General features: G+C 72.0%; 15 protein-coding genes. 6 read left to right on the top strand and 9 right to left on the bottom strand.

The window, feature by feature from the left end; genetic code table 11:
• Positions 1 to 63: 63 nt before the first annotated feature.
• The 4 genes from NOO62_RS02180 to NOO62_RS02165 all read left to right on the top strand — a co-directional run bounded on the left by NOO62_RS02180 (position 64) and on the right by NOO62_RS02165 (position 4,159).
• Positions 64 to 945 carry a LysR family transcriptional regulator gene (locus NOO62_RS02180; protein WP_268769175.1) on the top strand — a complete coding sequence of 294 codons (882 nt, stop codon included), beginning with the start codon at positions 64 to 66 and terminating at the stop codon, positions 943 to 945.
• 123 nt (positions 946 to 1,068) lie between these two features.
• The gene (locus tag NOO62_RS02175; RefSeq protein WP_268769174.1) at positions 1,069 to 2,124 is read left to right on the top strand and encodes a tartrate dehydrogenase; all 1,056 of its coding nucleotides are present in this window, start codon (positions 1,069 to 1,071) and stop codon (positions 2,122 to 2,124) included.
• Positions 2,125 to 2,150: 26 nt separating this feature from the next.
• Positions 2,151 to 3,566 (top strand): C4-dicarboxylate transporter DctA, encoded by a 1,416-nt coding sequence (dctA, locus tag NOO62_RS02170; protein WP_268769173.1) that lies wholly within the window; start codon positions 2,151 to 2,153, stop codon positions 3,564 to 3,566.
• Positions 3,567 to 3,610: 44 nt separating this feature from the next.
• Entirely contained in the window at positions 3,611 to 4,159 is a 549-nt protein-coding gene (locus NOO62_RS02165; protein ID WP_268775440.1) for a tellurite resistance TerB family protein, read from the top strand.
• Between the two features lie 61 nt (positions 4,160 to 4,220).
• On the opposite strand, the gene NOO62_RS02160 is transcribed toward NOO62_RS02165, so the two are convergent.
• From NOO62_RS02160 to NOO62_RS02140, 5 genes are all read right to left on the bottom strand, one after another.
• Positions 4,221 to 4,823, bottom strand: coding sequence for a TetR family transcriptional regulator (locus tag NOO62_RS02160; protein WP_268775439.1), 603 nt, complete (start codon positions 4,821 to 4,823; stop codon positions 4,221 to 4,223).
• A 179-nt stretch (positions 4,824 to 5,002) separates the two neighbouring features.
• A complete protein-coding gene (locus NOO62_RS02155; RefSeq protein ID WP_268769172.1) occupies positions 5,003 to 5,863 on the bottom strand; it encodes a DUF1206 domain-containing protein in 861 nt (286 codons plus the stop codon).
• Positions 5,864 to 5,969: 106 nt separating this feature from the next.
• Complete coding sequence (locus NOO62_RS02150; protein WP_268769171.1) at positions 5,970 to 6,302, bottom strand: STAS domain-containing protein; 333 nt, start codon at positions 6,300 to 6,302, stop codon at positions 5,970 to 5,972.
• Between the two features lie 313 nt (positions 6,303 to 6,615).
• Positions 6,616 to 6,807: a hypothetical protein gene (locus tag NOO62_RS02145; protein ID WP_268769170.1), complete on the bottom strand. Its 192-nt coding sequence runs from the start codon at positions 6,805 to 6,807 to the stop codon at positions 6,616 to 6,618.
• A 53-nt stretch (positions 6,808 to 6,860) separates the two neighbouring features.
• Positions 6,861 to 8,315: a PLP-dependent aminotransferase family protein gene (locus NOO62_RS02140; protein WP_268769169.1), complete on the bottom strand. Its 1,455-nt coding sequence runs from the start codon at positions 8,313 to 8,315 to the stop codon at positions 6,861 to 6,863.
• Positions 8,316 to 8,434: 119 nt separating this feature from the next.
• On the opposite strand from NOO62_RS02140, the gene NOO62_RS02135 reads away from it, so the two are divergent.
• Together NOO62_RS02135 and NOO62_RS02130 are read left to right on the top strand one after the other, a co-directional pair.
• Complete coding sequence (locus NOO62_RS02135) at positions 8,435 to 9,688, top strand: Tm-1-like ATP-binding domain-containing protein (RefSeq protein WP_268769168.1); 1,254 nt, start codon at positions 8,435 to 8,437, stop codon at positions 9,686 to 9,688.
• A 25-nt stretch (positions 9,689 to 9,713) separates the two neighbouring features.
• A complete protein-coding gene (locus tag NOO62_RS02130; RefSeq protein ID WP_268769167.1) occupies positions 9,714 to 10,535 on the top strand; it encodes a phosphoenolpyruvate hydrolase family protein in 822 nt (273 codons plus the stop codon).
• 20 nt (positions 10,536 to 10,555) lie between these two features.
• On the opposite strand, the gene NOO62_RS02125 is transcribed toward NOO62_RS02130, so the two are convergent.
• The 4 genes from NOO62_RS02125 to NOO62_RS02110 all read right to left on the bottom strand — a co-directional run bounded on the left by NOO62_RS02125 (position 10,556) and on the right by NOO62_RS02110 (position 14,529).
• Complete coding sequence (locus NOO62_RS02125; protein WP_268769166.1) at positions 10,556 to 11,236, bottom strand: M23 family metallopeptidase; 681 nt, start codon at positions 11,234 to 11,236, stop codon at positions 10,556 to 10,558.
• A gap of 253 nt (positions 11,237 to 11,489) precedes the next feature.
• Positions 11,490 to 12,557 (bottom strand): o-succinylbenzoate synthase, encoded by a 1,068-nt coding sequence (gene menC / locus NOO62_RS02120; protein WP_268775438.1) that lies wholly within the window; start codon positions 12,555 to 12,557, stop codon positions 11,490 to 11,492.
• Between the two features lie 41 nt (positions 12,558 to 12,598).
• Positions 12,599 to 13,402, bottom strand: coding sequence for a GNAT family N-acetyltransferase (locus NOO62_RS02115; RefSeq protein WP_268769165.1), 804 nt, complete (start codon positions 13,400 to 13,402; stop codon positions 12,599 to 12,601).
• Complete coding sequence (locus NOO62_RS02110) at positions 13,399 to 14,529, bottom strand: M20 family metallopeptidase (RefSeq protein ID WP_268769164.1); 1,131 nt, start codon at positions 14,527 to 14,529, stop codon at positions 13,399 to 13,401. Before NOO62_RS02110 ends, NOO62_RS02115 begins: the two co-directional genes overlap by 4 nt.
• Between the last annotated feature and the right edge of the window lie 14 nt (positions 14,530 to 14,543).

The following is a 14,543-nucleotide window of genomic DNA, read 5'->3' as shown; positions in this document are numbered from 1 at the left end:
CGGGGCAATGACGCAGGCTCTCGCAGGACCTCGTGGCGGCGAGAGCCGCGCGAGGATGGGCGCATGGATGTTCGTCAACTGGAGTACTTCCTCGCGATCGTCGACCACGGCGGTTTCAACCGGGCGGCGTCGGCCCTCTATCTCTCCCAGCCGTCGCTGTCCCAGGCGGTGCGGGCGCTGGAACGGGACCTGGGCAGCAGCCTGTTCCACCGCATCGGCCGCCGCGCCGTGCTCACCGAGGCGGGCACGGCGCTGATCGAACCCGCCCGGGCGGCCGTACGCAGTCTGGAGACGGCCCGCGCCAGCGTCGCCGCGGTGCACGAACTGCGCGAGGGGCGGCTCGACATCGCCGCCATGCCCTCCCAGGCGGTGGAACCGCTGACCACGATGGTCCGCGGCTTCACCGGCCGTTACCCCGGCGTGTCCGTGCACATCCGGGCGGCGTTCACCTCGCGCGACGTCATCGACATGGTCCGCACCGGCGCCGCCGAACTGGGCCTCCTCGCGGCGTCAGGCCCCCTCGCCGACAAGGAAGTGCTCTCGCACGACGTGGGCGAGCAGCGCTTCGTGCTGGTCACCCCGCCCGACGGGCCCTTCCCCGCGGGCCGCCCGGTGGCCCGCGAGGAGCTGGCGGGACAGCGGCTGATCGTCGGGCAGCGGGGCACCGGCATGCGCGCGTACGTCGACGGTCTTCGCGAGCGGGGCATCGACTTCACCATCGCGGCGGAGACCGAGCACCGGGTGGCGATCCTGCCGCTGGTGCTCGCCGAGGTCGGCCTCGCCGTCGTCACCGAGTCCTGGCGCTCGACCGCCGAGCGGGCCGGTGCGCTGGTCCTGGACATCGAGCCGCGGACGACGCTGCGGATCGCGCTGGTGAGCCGCAGGGCCGAGCAGCCGCCGGCCGCGCGGACGTTCCTCACGCGCGCGCTCGCCACGTGCACGTAGGCGTGCCTCCAAGGCAAGCACATCCGGGCGTCCCTCCAAAGCCCGCACATATAGGCGTGCCCTATAAGGCAGATCGGCAGAGCGTCTTGGACGCTCGGACACCGCCGTTGCTGCAATCAGGGCATGACCCACCACCACATCGCACTCATCCCCGGCGACGGCATCGGGACCGAAGTGCTGCCTCCCGCACAGCGGGTCGTCGACACGGTCGGCGCCCGCCACGGCTTCACCTGCTCGTACACGACGTACGACTGGTCGTGCGAGCGCTACGCCCGTGAGGGCGCGATGATGCCCGAGGACGGGCTCGACCAGCTGCGCGACAAGGACGCCATCCTGCTCGGCGCGGTCGGCTACCCGGGCGTGCCCGACCACGTCTCGCTGTGGGGGCTGCTGATCCCGATCAGGCGGGGCTTTCGCCAGTACGTCAACGTGCGGCCGATCCGCGTCTTCGAGGGCGTCGAGAGCCCGCTGCGGGCCGCCGCACCCGGAGAGGTCGACTTCGTCGTCGTACGCGAGAACGTCGAGGGGGAGTACAGCGAGATAGGCGGACGGCTGAACCGCGGCTTCGCGGAGGAGATGGCCGTCCAGGAAGCCGTGTTCACGCGCGCGGGAGTCACCCGCGTCCTCGATCACGCCTTCGGCCTCGCCGCGCGCCGCGGGGGCAGGCTCACCTCGGCCACCAAGTCGAACGGCATCGTGCACACCATGCCGTTCTGGGACGAACTGGTCGCCGAGCGGGGCGCGGAGCATCCGGCGGTGGTGTGGGACCAGGAGCACATCGACGCGCTGGCCGCGAAGTTCGTCCTCGACCCGGCCCGCTTCGACGTCGTGGTCGCCTCCAACCTCTTCGGCGACATCCTCAGCGACCTGGCCGCCGCGGTGGCCGGTTCCATCGGCATCGCCCCGGCCGCCAACCTCAACCCGGAGCGCGAGTTCCCCTCGATGTTCGAGCCGGTCCACGGCTCCGCGCCCGACATCGCGGGCCGCGGCATCGCCAACCCCCTCGGCGCCATCTGGTCGGCGGCGATGATGCTCGACCACCTTGGACACCGTGCGGCGGCCGACGAGATCACGGCCGCGATCGCCGCGGTGCTGGCCAAGACCGACGTGCGCACCCCGGACCTCGGCGGCGACAGCACGACGGCCGCGTTCACCGAGAAGCTCCTCGAACTGCTCTGACACGTTCACCGGCGAGGAGAAACGCCATGGCAGCAACCGCGTCCACCACCTCCGGCACCCCACCCGCCGCGTCACCGTCCGAACCACCGTCCGAAACCTCCACGCCCTGGTACCGGCAGCTGTACTTCTGGGTCCTGACCGCGATCGTCACCGGCATCCTGACCGGCTGGCTGTGGCCCTCCGTCGGCGTCGCCCTGGAACCGGTCGGCACCACGTTCGTCTCGGCGATCAAAATGCTGATCACCCCGATCGTCTTCCTCACGGTCGTCGCGGGCATCGGAGGCGTCGACAGCCTGCGCCGGGTCGGCAGGGTGGGCCTGAAATCCCTGCTCTACTTTCAGGCGGGAACCCTCGTCGCGCTCGCCGTCGGACTGCTCGCCGTCAACCTCTTCCAGCCCGGTGCCGGCGTCCACGCCCACCCCGGAGACCTGCGGCTCTCCGGGGGCGCCGCGCAGTACGTCAAGGATGGCGAGGACCAGAGCTGGTGGCACTTCCTCACCGACATCGTGCCGTCCAGCGCGGTCGGGGCGTTCGCCGAGGGGAACATCCTCCAAGTCATCTTCTTCGCCGTCCTGTTCGGTGTGGCGCTGAAAGCCGTGGGCCCCGTGGGCGCGCCCCTGGTCGACGGCGTCAACCGGCTGAGCGCGGTCGTCTTCAAGATCCTCCACTACGTGATGCTCGCCGCCCCCGTCGGCGCGTTCGGCGCCATGGCCTACACCATCGGCAAGTACGGCGTCTCGACGCTGACCAGCCTCGGCCGGCTCATCGGCCTGTTCTACGGCACGTCGCTGTTCTTCGTCGTGGTCGTCCTGGGCGGCGTCCTCGCCCTGCTGCGGATCAGCATCTTCCGGCTGCTGCACCACCTGCGGGAGGAGTTCCTCATCGTCCTCGGCACGTCGTCCTCGGAGAGCGTGCTGCCGACGGTGATGGCCAAACTCGAAGGGCTCGGCGTGCGCAGGGACATCGTCGGCCTGACCGTGCCGACCGGCTACTCCTTCAACCTCGACGGCAGCTCCATCTACCTCTCCCTGGCCGCCGTGTACATCGCCCAGGCCACCGACACCCCGCTCACCCTCGGCCAGCAGCTCGGCCTGCTCGCCGTGATGATCCTGACGTCCAAGGGGTCCGGAGGCGTCACGGGTGCCGGGTTCATCGCCCTGGCCGCCACGCTCTCCACCGTCGGCACCGTGCCCGCCGCGGGCATCATGCTCATCTTCGGCATCGACAAGTTCATGTCCGAGTGCCGGGCCCTGACGAACCTCGCGGGCAACAGCGTCGCCACCCTCGTCGTCGCCCGCTGGGAGGGCGTCCTCGACACGGCACGCGTCAACAGGGTCCTGCGCACCGGACTTCCAGAGCCGTCGACCGAGCCCTCGAAGGAGCCCTCGAAGGAGTCGGGCGTGCACGGAACTTCGACGACGGGGAAGGCGTTGGCGGAGTGACGCGCACAAGCGCGTGGACGAGCGAAGCAGTCGAGGTGGCACGGATGGCGATGTGGGACCGGATCAAGGACCAGACGAAGGGTCTTCAGCAGTCGCAGGGGGCGCGCGGCTCCGGCGGCCACGGACGACCGGGTTCGGGCTCCGGCGGGGGATCGAAGGCGCAGCTCGTGGGCGTGCTCAAGACGCAGCTTGCCTCCCTGAAGACCGAGCTCAAGAGCGGTGCGTACCGCGACGCGAGCATGGCCATGTGCGCCCTGGTCGCGGCGGCCGACGGATCGGTCGACCCGGCCGAGCGCCAGCACGTGGAGTCGCTGATCGTGCAGAACGACGTCCTGCAGAACTTCCCGCCGGACCAGCTGCGGCAGCGCTTCAACAAGCACGTGGACCAGCTGTCGCTCAACTTCCAGCAGGGCAAGACCGAGGCGATGCAGGAGATCGCCAAGGCGGCGAAGAAGCCGGTGGAGGCGAAGGCGGTCGTGCAGACCGGCTTCGTCGTGGCCGGCGCGGACGGGTACATCGCACCGGCGGAGGAGCAGGTCCTGCGCGAGGCGTGCGCGGCGCTGAACGTGTCCCCGCAGGAGTTCGGCCTCTGAGCGGTCGGGCCCGGTAGGCGGCCGGATCTGTACCTGTAGGCGGTCAGGGCACCGTGGAGAGCTACGCCGCCACGGTGTCCAGGGCCGGGCCGATCACGTCGAAGGCCCGGTCGAGGAGTTCGGCCGGGTCCTCGGCGCCGTCGTTGCCGCTCCACCGCTGCAGCACGGCGTCGAACGCGGTGAGGGCCATCCCCGCGGCCAGCCGCGGGTACAGCTCGACCTCCGGGTCGAGCCCCGTCCGGCGGCCCATCTCCTCCGTCAGGTCGTCGCGCCACTGCGCCTGCCGCTCCAGGAAGCGGGCCAGCAGGGCGGGCGTCCGCAGGATCAGCTGCACCACGCTCAGCGCACGCTCGGAGTGGTCGGAGCGGTCGGAACAGATGGCGAGGGGGACCTTGACGGCGTTCCGCAGCGCTTCCGCGTGCGTTTCGCCGGTGGGGCGGTCCGCCAGTTCCGTGCGCATTCCGGTGCCCATGTCGGCCAGGAACTGGATGACCACGTCCTCCTTGGACGCGAAGTACCGGAAGAACGTGCGCCGGGAGACTCCGGCGGTGGCCACGATCTCGTCGATGGTGACCGCTTCGTACCCCTTCAGCGCCAGCAACTGCAACGCGGATTCGGTCAGTTCGTCCGAGACGAGGCGGCGCTTGCGCTCGGCCAGGCTCATTCGGGGGTGGGAAGTCACCGAGTCATCGTACATGTCGGGCGTTCGCATGCCCTTTTTGTCACTCAGGGGCAGGGCGGCATCTCATGCCGTACGTGGCGAGGAATGCCACATGGCGAGGAGTGCCGCCCTGCCGGGCGTCGGCTTAGCCGGGCCGCTCGGCCGGGCCGCTCGGCCGTGTGTCAGAACTTGCGCCAGCGCGCGCTCGCGAACGAGAAGAGTCCGAAGGCCACGAGGCCGACGGCGATCAGCGCGAGCAGCCAGGGCCCGGCGCCGGTGTCGGCGAAGGAGCGCAGCGTGTTGTCCATGCCCTTGGCCTCGCCCGGCTTGTGCCGCAGCGCGGCGGTGATGGCGAAGCCGCCCGCGACGCCGAACACCACGCCCCGTGCCGTCCCGCCGGTGACGCCGAGGACATCGGTCGTCTGGCGCATCCGCCGAGGCATCTCGGAGACGCGCAGCTTGTCGCGGAACTTGCGCAGCACCGCGCGGCCCGCGATCCAGACCCCCGCCACGAGCACGCCCGCGCCCGCGGCGGCGACGATCCACTGCCCGCCGGGCCAGTCGAGCACCTTCGCCGTCGCGTCCTGGGTCTGCTTGTCGCTCGATCCGCTGCCGCTGCCCTGGTCGCCCGCGGCGTAGGCGATGACGGAGTACGTCACGAAGCTGTAGAAGAGGCAGCGCGCGCCCGCGATGGCGCGTTTGCCCGCGGTGTTTCCGTCCGGCCCCGCCTGCCCGAAGAAGACCTCGGAGAGCCGCCACAGCGCCATGCCCGCCAGGGCGCCGCCGAGCAGCCACAGCATGACGTGCCCGAAAGGACGCTCCGCGATCTCGGCCAGGGCGCCGCCCCGGTCCGCCTGGCGGCCGTCGCCGCCGTCGGAGAACGCGATGCGCAGGGCCAGCGCGCCGACGAGGAGATACAGGACGCCACGTCCGACGAACCCGGCGCGTGCCACCGCGGCCACGCCTCGTCCCTTGGCTGCGCGCCTTGCTTTGCCCTTGCCGCGCACGGTGGCCGACGTGAGACGCACGGAAGGGAGGCGCATGGATGGGAGATGCATGGCTACCGGATGCCCCGGGCGCCCTGCCTCATGCCGACCTCTGTGAGTCCCGGGCGCGTGGCCCGGAGCCGGGGCCGGGGCCGGGGCCGCGTCAGCGGAACCCGATCCGTGAGCCGGTACGCGTGCACGGCACCGGCGCGCCGGCCGGGATCGTGAACGCCTTGTCGAGTGAGGTGATGCGCAGCAGTCGCCGATTGCGCGCGCTGCCCGGCACGAGCCATAAGGTGCCCCGGCCGGGGACGACCCGCTTCCGGATCCGCACGAGCAGGCGCAGACCACCGGCATCCATGAAGGTCACCTCCCGCAGGTCCGCGACGACCCGAGGGCCGGCCCGGTCCATGAGTGCCATGACACGGGGGGCGAGCTCCTGGTCGGCCCAGGCGTCCAGTTCGCCCCAAAACGCAAGGACATCAGTGCCGTTCACCACGCGGTGGTGCAGGCCGAAGGTGAAGTCGGCGGTGCCCGTTTCCCAGTCCAGCAGTGTCTTTTCCCTTCACGGAGAGTAATCAAAATGTTGGTGGCGTGGCGTACGAAGACCGGCGCCGGACGCCACCGGGGTCCTGGGCGGCACCGAGGTCATGTGTCAATCGTTCCCGCTCAGGGCCGTTCTTACCCTCACAGGGCGATGTGATTGAACGAAAAGCGGAGCTGATGAGCCGTCAACTCGCCGATTACTCACCGTAGTCACCTTACTGTGTGTGCTCCCACGGGCTGCTCGGAACCGAGTCCTACGGGCGTCAGCACTGGTCCCGCTCGACCGGGAAGAGTTCCGCGCGGAGCCCGCCCGCCGCGCAGGCGTAGGCGAGGTCGCGCGCGTCGTACGGCACGCCCGGTCCTGTCTGCCAGAACCGGAAGTACCAGTACATAAACGGGTCCGTCACCCCGGGGGAGAGACCGGCCTCCTCGTGCTCCACACCCCATGACGTCATGCTGGCAGCCGGGTCTGACAACGGGCCCTGCGCGCAGCACCGGTGACGGCGGCTCAGCCCCCCGTGGGCACCCGGCTCCGCCGCGCGCAGTCCAGCAGCGTCGGCAGCGCCCGTTCCAGCAGGTCGACGCCGTGCGCGTACGGCAGCCGCAGCCGGTCACGGAACCCGTCCACCGCGGAGAACGCCGACCCCGGCACGACGGCCACGCCCCGGCGCCGCGCCAGCTGCGCCAGCGCCTCCGTGTCGGTGCCCGGCACCCGGACCCACAGGGCAGGTCCGCCGGCCGGCCTGTCCCACTCCCAGTGCGGGGCACGCGAGCGCAACAGCTTCTCCGCGCCCGTCAGTTGCTCGCGCAGCACCGCGCGGCGAGCGGTCCGCGCCTGCGGCAGCCCGGCGAGCAGCCGCGACGCCACCAGCTGGTCCACGACCGAACACGACAGGTCCACCGACGTCTTGATCTTCGCGAGGCGCGCCACGATGTGCGGCGACGACCGCACCCAGCCCACCCGAAGCCCGCCCCAGAACAGCTTCGACAGCGTCCCCACCGTGATCGTGGACGTCACCGGGAGGCGGGCGGAGAGCGGCACCGGCGCACCGTCGTCCGCCAGGCCGAGCTCCGCGCACGCGGTGTCCTCGACGGTGAACAGCTCGCGCTCGCCCAGCGCCGCCGCCCACTCCCGCAGCGCCGCCCCGTCCAGACTGCGACCGGTCGGGTTGTGCACAGACGGCTGGAGGTAGACGAGCCGCGGCCGCACCTTCGAGCCGAGCCGCCGCAGCGCCGCCGCGTCCGATCCCGCGCCGCCCGCCCCCGGACCGTCCCCGCCGACCGGGACGAGCCGCGCGCCGCGCGACCGCAGCGCCTCCAAGGCACCCCGATAGGTGGGGTTCTCCACCACGACCGTGTCGCCCGGGTCGACCAGCGCCTGCGCGACCAGCCACACGGCCTGCTGCGAGCCCGCCGTGACCAGGATCTGCTCCGGCTCGGTGGGCAGCCCGGCCCCGCGGTAGTACGCCGCTATGCCCTCGCGCAACTCCGGGAGCCCGTGCGTCAGATAGCCGTCGGCGCGCAGCAGCGGAGCGAGCTCCGCGCCCGACAGCGCACCGACCGTGTCGGCCACCGCGCCCAGGCCGTCCAGCGCGCCGCTCGACAGGTCGGCCCCGCTCGTCCGCGCGTCGAAACTCGCGAGCCGGCCCTCACCCCCGTGCCGCTCCTCGTCGGGGGACTGCTCCAGCGTCCCCGAGCCACGCAGCCGGGAACCGCTGCCGCGCCGGCTCTCCAGCCAGCCCTCGGCCTCCAGGAGGCTGTACGCGGCGGTCACCGTGGAGCGGCTCACCCCCAGCACGCCCGCGAGTTCACGTTGTGAGGGCAGGGTCGAGCCGGGAGCCACGTCCGCGCGCTCCGCGAGCTCCCGCAGAGCGTCCGCGAGCCTGCGCGGAAGTGGAGCCGCGCCCTCCGATGACCAGCCGGTGAGCAGCCGCGACAAACGGGCCGTCGGGATCTTCGCCATACCCTTCATCTTCGCCTACTCCCGGGCCGCGCAGGCCAATCGGGTCCCACTGGCCGTTGCCCGGGGCGATGAGCGGTCGCAGGATCACAGCACCGAGCACCTGAAGGAGTGTGGAGTACATGGCGACCGTGGTCCTCGTCGGCACGCTGGACACCAAGGGCGAGGAGTACGCGTGGTTGCGCGAGCGGCTCCGGGAGTACGGCAGCGATGTCCTGCTGGTCGACGTCGGCGTGCTGCCGCCGCCCGCCCACGCGCCCGTGGCCGACGTTCCCGCCGACGTGGTGGCACGGGCCGCCGGACACGACCTGGGGGCGCTGCGCGCCGCCGGGGACCGCGGCGCGGCCGTCGCCGCCATGGCCGAAGGACTGACCCGCGTCGTGCTCGACCTGCACCACCAGGGCAAGCTGCACGCGGTGCTCGCGGCCGGGGGCAGCGGCGGCTCGGCCATCGCCTCGCAGGCCATGCGCGCCCTGCCCATCGGCGTGCCGAAGGTCCTGGTCAGCACCATGGCGGGCGGCGACGTGGCACCGTACGTCGACAGCAGCGACCTCACGATGATGTACAGCGTCGTCGACATCTCCGGCATCAACTCCGTGTCGAGCCACATACTCGGCAACGCGGCGGCCGCCGCGGCCGGTATGGCCCGCCGTCAGGAGCGCAGCTACGAGGAGCTCGCGGGCCCGCGGCGCAAGGTCGTCGCCGCCACGATGTTCGGTGTGACCACGCCCGCCGTCGACACGGCCCGCGCCCGCCTCGCCGAACTCGGCTACGAAGTCCTGGTCTTCCACGCCACCGGCGCGGGCGGCCGCGCCGTGGAGAAGCTCGCCGCCGACGGCCTGCTGGACGGCGTCCTCGACCTCACCACCACCGAACTCGCCGACGAACTCGTCGGGGGAGTGCTCAGCGCGGGCCCCGACCGGCTCACCGCGGCGGGCGCCGCCGCCATCCCGCAGGTCGTCGCGCCCGGCGCCCTCGACATGGTCAACTTCGGCCCGGCCGCGAGCATCCCGGAGCGCTTCGCGGGCCGCCGGTTCCTGGTCCACAACCCGACGGTCACCCTGATGCGGACGACCGCACGGGAGATGGCGGCCCTCGGCGCCATGCTCGGCCACAAGCTCGCCGCGGCCCGCGGGCCCGCCGAACTCTTCTGGCCCCTGCGCGGACTCTCCGCCGTGGACATGCCGGACGCGCCCTTCGCCGACCCGGTGGCCGACAGGACGGGCCTCGACGCCCTGCGCGCCACCGTCTGCGGCAGCGGCGTCCGCCTCCACGAAGTCGACGCCCACATCAACGACGGGACCTTCGCGGTGGCCATGGCCGACCGCCTGCACCAACTGATCGGCGAACGCGCCGCCTCACAGGCCGCCCGCTGACCTCACCGCTTCGAGGAGCAACCCCATGAACCGCAAGGAAGCACTCGCCCGGCTGCGCGCCCAGGTCGCCGCGGGGCAACCCGTCATCGGAGCGGGCGCGGGCACCGGACTCTCCGCCAAGTGCGCGGAGGAGGGCGGCGTCGACCTGCTCATCATCTACAACTCCGGCCGCTACCGGATGGCGGGCCGCGGCTCCCTGGCCGGACTCCTGCCGTACGGCGACGCCAACGAGATCGTCGTCGACATGGCGCGCGAAGTCCTGCCCGTCGTCCGCGACACCCCCGTCCTCGCGGGCGTCTGCGGCACGGACCCGTTCCGCCGCATGGACCTCTTCCTCGACCAGCTCAAGGCCATGGGCTTCACCGGCGTGCAGAACTTCCCCACCGTCGGCCTGTACGACGGCACGTTCCGGGTCAACCTCGAAGAGACCGGCATGGGATACGGCCTGGAGATCGACATGGTCCGCGCCGCCCACGAACGCGACCTGCTCACCGCGCCCTACGTCTTCGACCCGGAGCAGGCAGCCGAGATGGCGCGGGCGGGCGCCGACATCCTCGTCCCGCACGTCGGCCTCACCACCAAGGGCTCCATCGGCGCGGGCACCGCGATGACCCTCGACCGGGCGGCGGCCGCCGTGCAGGACATGCACGACGCCGCCAAGCGGGTCAACCCGGACGCCCTGGTGCTCTGCCACGGCGGTCCCATCGCCGAGCCCGAGGACGCCCGGTACGTCCTGGAGCACACCACCGGCATCGTCGGCTTCTTCGGCGCCTCGTCGATCGAACGGCTGCCCACGGAACGGGCGATCGTCGAGCAGACGCGGGCGTTCAAGTCGCTGGGCTCCTGAAGCCTCCGGTGCCGGAAGTGTTACCAGAGACGGGTACCCCGCCGTGCCAGGTAGCGGTAGGGGCTGACGTCCGAGCCGTAGTGGCGCCGGGCCCGTATCTCCAGGTGGAGGTGGGGTCCGGTGGCGCGCCCCGTGCTGCCGCTGCTCCCGAGTCGCGTTCCGGCGCGGATGCGGGCGCCCTTGCGCACCCGGATGCGGGAGAGGTGCCCGTACACCGCGTAGTGCCCGTCGGGCATCCGTACGGTGACGGCCTTGCCGTACGCCCCCGACCAGCGTGCGAGGACCACGACCCCGCCGCCCACCGCGTACACGGCGGTGCCGCTGGGGACCGCGAGGTCGATGCCGGTGTGGTGGCCCGCGAGCCAGTTGCCGCGTGCCCCGTAGCGGGTGGTGATCCGGTACTTGCGGCGCAGTGGAAGGGTGAACCGGCGGGGACCGGCCGCGAAACCGCGCTCCTCGTCCTCGGGGAACTCCGCGTCGCCCTCGGCGAGCGCCGACTCGAACTCGGCGTCGTAGTCGGTCTCGCAGGAGTCGGGCTCTTCGCCCACTCGCGGTGCGGCCGCCCCCGCGGTGAGGGCGCCGCCTGCCAGCAGCACCGCTGCCATGCCCAGTACGTCACGTCGTGTGGTGCCCGCGTCGCGCGGGCTCTCTATGTGGTGGCCCATCTCACTCAGCAGACCGGCAGGGGCGTGGGTACGCACGTCGGCTGCGCCATCCGGAGGACACGGGGTCCGCCCGGCGCGCTGTCTGCGGCGGGCCATTTCCATGCACATCGAGGGGTAGGGCAACGATGCATCGCGCACTGGATTCAGGATGGAACTCTTCGAGGTACGGAGTCCCCCGGGCTCTGTGAAAAGACCGGACTCCCGGCGGAACACGGCGCGGCGCGGCCGAGGTCGACAGCGGCCGCGCCGCACCGCGCCACCACAGGAGGCGGGACTGCCGACACGGGCCCTAAAGGGCGATCCACTCGGTGGCCGTCGTCACCTGCTCAAGGACGTCCGGCAGCGGTTCCGTTCCGAGCCCCGGCCCGGTGGGAACGTCGAGATGGCCGTCCGCGAGCACGAACGGCTCGGTGATGTCGGTGGCGAAGTACCGGTGCGAGCCCGAGGTGTCGCCGGGCAGCGTGAACCCGGGCAGCGCCGCGAGCGCGACGTTGGCGGCGCGGCCGATGCCGGTCTCCAGCATTCCGCCGCACCACACGGGGACGCCGTGGGCCCGCGCGATGTCGTGGATGCGCCGGGCCTCCAGATAGCCGCCCACCCGGGCCGGTTTGACGTTGATGATCGAGCAGGCCCCGAGCGAGATGGCGGCGGCCGCGTGGGCGGCGGACTCGATGGACTCGTCCAGACAGACCGGGGTGCGCAGGAGCCTGGCGAGCTGCGCGTGCTGCACCATGTCGTCGTTGGCCAGGGGCTGTTCGATCAGCAGCAGCCCGAAGTCGTCGAGCCGGGCGAGGTGCTGCGCGTCGACCAGGGTGTACGCGGCGTTCGCGTCGACCTGGAGCAGCAGGTCGTCCCCGAAGCGTTCGCGCACCGCGCGCACGGGCTCGACGTCCCAGCCCGGCTCGATCTTCAGCTTGATCCTGACGTACCCCTCGGCGACGTACTGCTCGACGGCGTCGAGGAGTTGGGGGACCGAGTCCATGATGCCCACGGAGACGCCACAGGGGACGCGGTCGCGCGCGGCGCCCAGGTAGGAGCCGAACGACTCGCCGGTGGCCCGCAGCTGGGCGTCGAGGACCGCGCTCTCCAGGGCAGACTTCGCCATGTGATGGCCGGTGAAGGGTTCCAGGGCCCGGCCCACGGCGGCCGCGTCCACGCCGTCCTCGGGCAGCGCGGGGATCAGGAACTTGCGCAGGACGTCCTGGGCCCCGTCGACGTACTCGCTGCAGTAGCGGGGCTCGGACATCGCCGCGCACTCCGCCCAGCCTTCCCCGTCGGCGGTGACGACCCGCACGAGGAGGACGTCGCGGCTGGTCTCGACGCCGAACGAGGTGCGGAACGGCGCGACGAGCGGCATCGCGATGCGGCGCAGTTCGACGCCGGTGATCTTCGACTTGGTCACTGGTTGCTCCCGGTGGGCAGGGGTGCGGAGGTGGCGGGGGCGCGGTGGACGACGTAGCTGCGCCGGTCGTGCAGGCCGAGGACACGGGCTCCGTCGGCGAGCAGGGTGCCGAGGGTCTCTCGCACGGCGACCCGCCAGGCGCGGGCCGCGGCGGCGTCGGTGCGGCGCAGCGCCTCGATGTCGTCCGGCAGGTCGATCAGGACGAACTCGGCGTCGGTGGGCCCGAGGCGGGGGAGGCCGTCGCGGTCGCGCACGGCGTGTGCGGCACCGGCGGGCAGCGGGATGCCGTCGTGCTCGGCCGCCAGGCGCGGCGCCGACAGGTCCCAGACGGTCAGGACGCGGTCCGACTCGTCACCGCCGTTGATGGCGTCGTCCATGGCGCCGTAGAAGGACCGCAGGTATTCCTCGGGGCGCGCCCCGAGTTTGGTGAGGTTGAAGTGGGCGTTGCGGCGGATGAGGGGGTCGTACGTCCACGTGATGCGCTTCAGGCCGCGGTCCAGGGCCCATTGGCGCTGGTGCAGCTTGAGGGCCAGCCCTATGCCGCGGCCCATGGCGGCGCCCGTGATGTGGGAGTGCAGGGTGGTGCCCGCGGGCTCCCCGAAGAACGCGACGGAGGCGCCCGTCATGCGCCCGTTGTCGTACGCCCCGCCGACGTAGTTGCCGGCGTGGCTCAGCGCGCGCATGACCTCGGCGGAGACCGGGCCCGTGCTCGGGTCGGTGCCCCAGATGTCGGCGTAAAGTCGGCAGACGGTCTCGAACTCCTCCATGGTGTGGAGTTCCCGGATGTCGAGGTGGTTCACAGCAGTGCTCCGACGAGGTGGGCGAGGAGTTGGGTGCGGGGCGGCATCTCCGCGGTCACGACGTGCTCGTGGTCGGCGTGGGCGCCGTCGCCGACGGCACCGAGGCCGTCGAGCGTCGGACAGCCGACACCCGCCGTGTAGTTGCCGTCGGACGCGCCGCCGACGGAAGCCTGCTGGAGCGGGCCGAGCCCGATGCGTCCCGCCGTGTCGGCGGCCAGCGCGAACAGGCTCCGGGAGGCTGCGGCGTCCAGGGGCGGGCGGTTGGGGCCGCCGGTCACCTCCAGGCGGGCTTCGGGATGGTGCGGGGCGAGGCCCTTGAGGAGGTCGTCGACGGCTGTCTGGGCGGCCGGGGTGGGGACGCGCGCGTCGATGTGCAGCTGGGCGCGGGCCGGAACCGTGTTGGTGGTCGTACCGGCCGACATCACCGTCGGGGTGATCGTCGTGCCCGGCCCGGTGCGGGCGGTCACCGTGTCGGTGATGTTCCGCAGGGCGAGGAGGTGGTGGGCGAGCTCCGTGGCGGCGTTGACGCCCTTCTCGGGGTCCAGGCCGGAGTGGGCGGCGCGGCCGTGGACCGTGATCTCGTAGTGCGAGACGCCCTTGCGGCCGGTCTTCAGGGCGCCGCCGGTCGCCGAGGCCTCCAGGACGAGGGCGGCCCGGCAGGCGCGTGCGGTGTCCTCGATGAGCGCGCGGGAGGTGTCCGAGCCGACCTCCTCGTCACCGGTGACCAGGACGCAGACGCCGTCGAGGGAGGGCAGCAGGGACAGGGCGTGGAACATCTGCACCAGGCCCGCCTTCATGTCGAAGACGCCGGGCCCGCGCGCGACACCTTCCCGTACCGAGAACGGGTGGGTCTTGAGGGTGCCGATGGGCCAGACCGTGTCGTGGTGGCCGAGGAGCAGGACGCGCGGGGTCCCGAAGCTCCACTGCAGGTGGGTGACCCCACCGATCTCCAGCGTGCGCGGCCGGGCGCCGAGCAGCCTGCTGCCCTGCTCGGCGACGACCCGGGCACTGCGGGCCACGGCCGCGTGATCGGCGGAGTACGACTCGCAGGTCACGAGTTCTTCGAGGTCGTCGAGGAGCGCGCCGAGGGGCGGCGGCTCCGGGTGGGAGAGGTGTTCGGCCTGCACGGGGGATCCTCCAG

Source organism: Streptomyces sp. Je 1-369, from assembly GCF_026810505.1.
Lineage (GTDB): Bacteria > Actinomycetota > Actinomycetes > Streptomycetales > Streptomycetaceae > Streptomyces.
The sequence above is the reverse complement of the archived record's forward strand: the minus strand, read 5'-3'. Positions and strand labels throughout refer to the sequence as shown.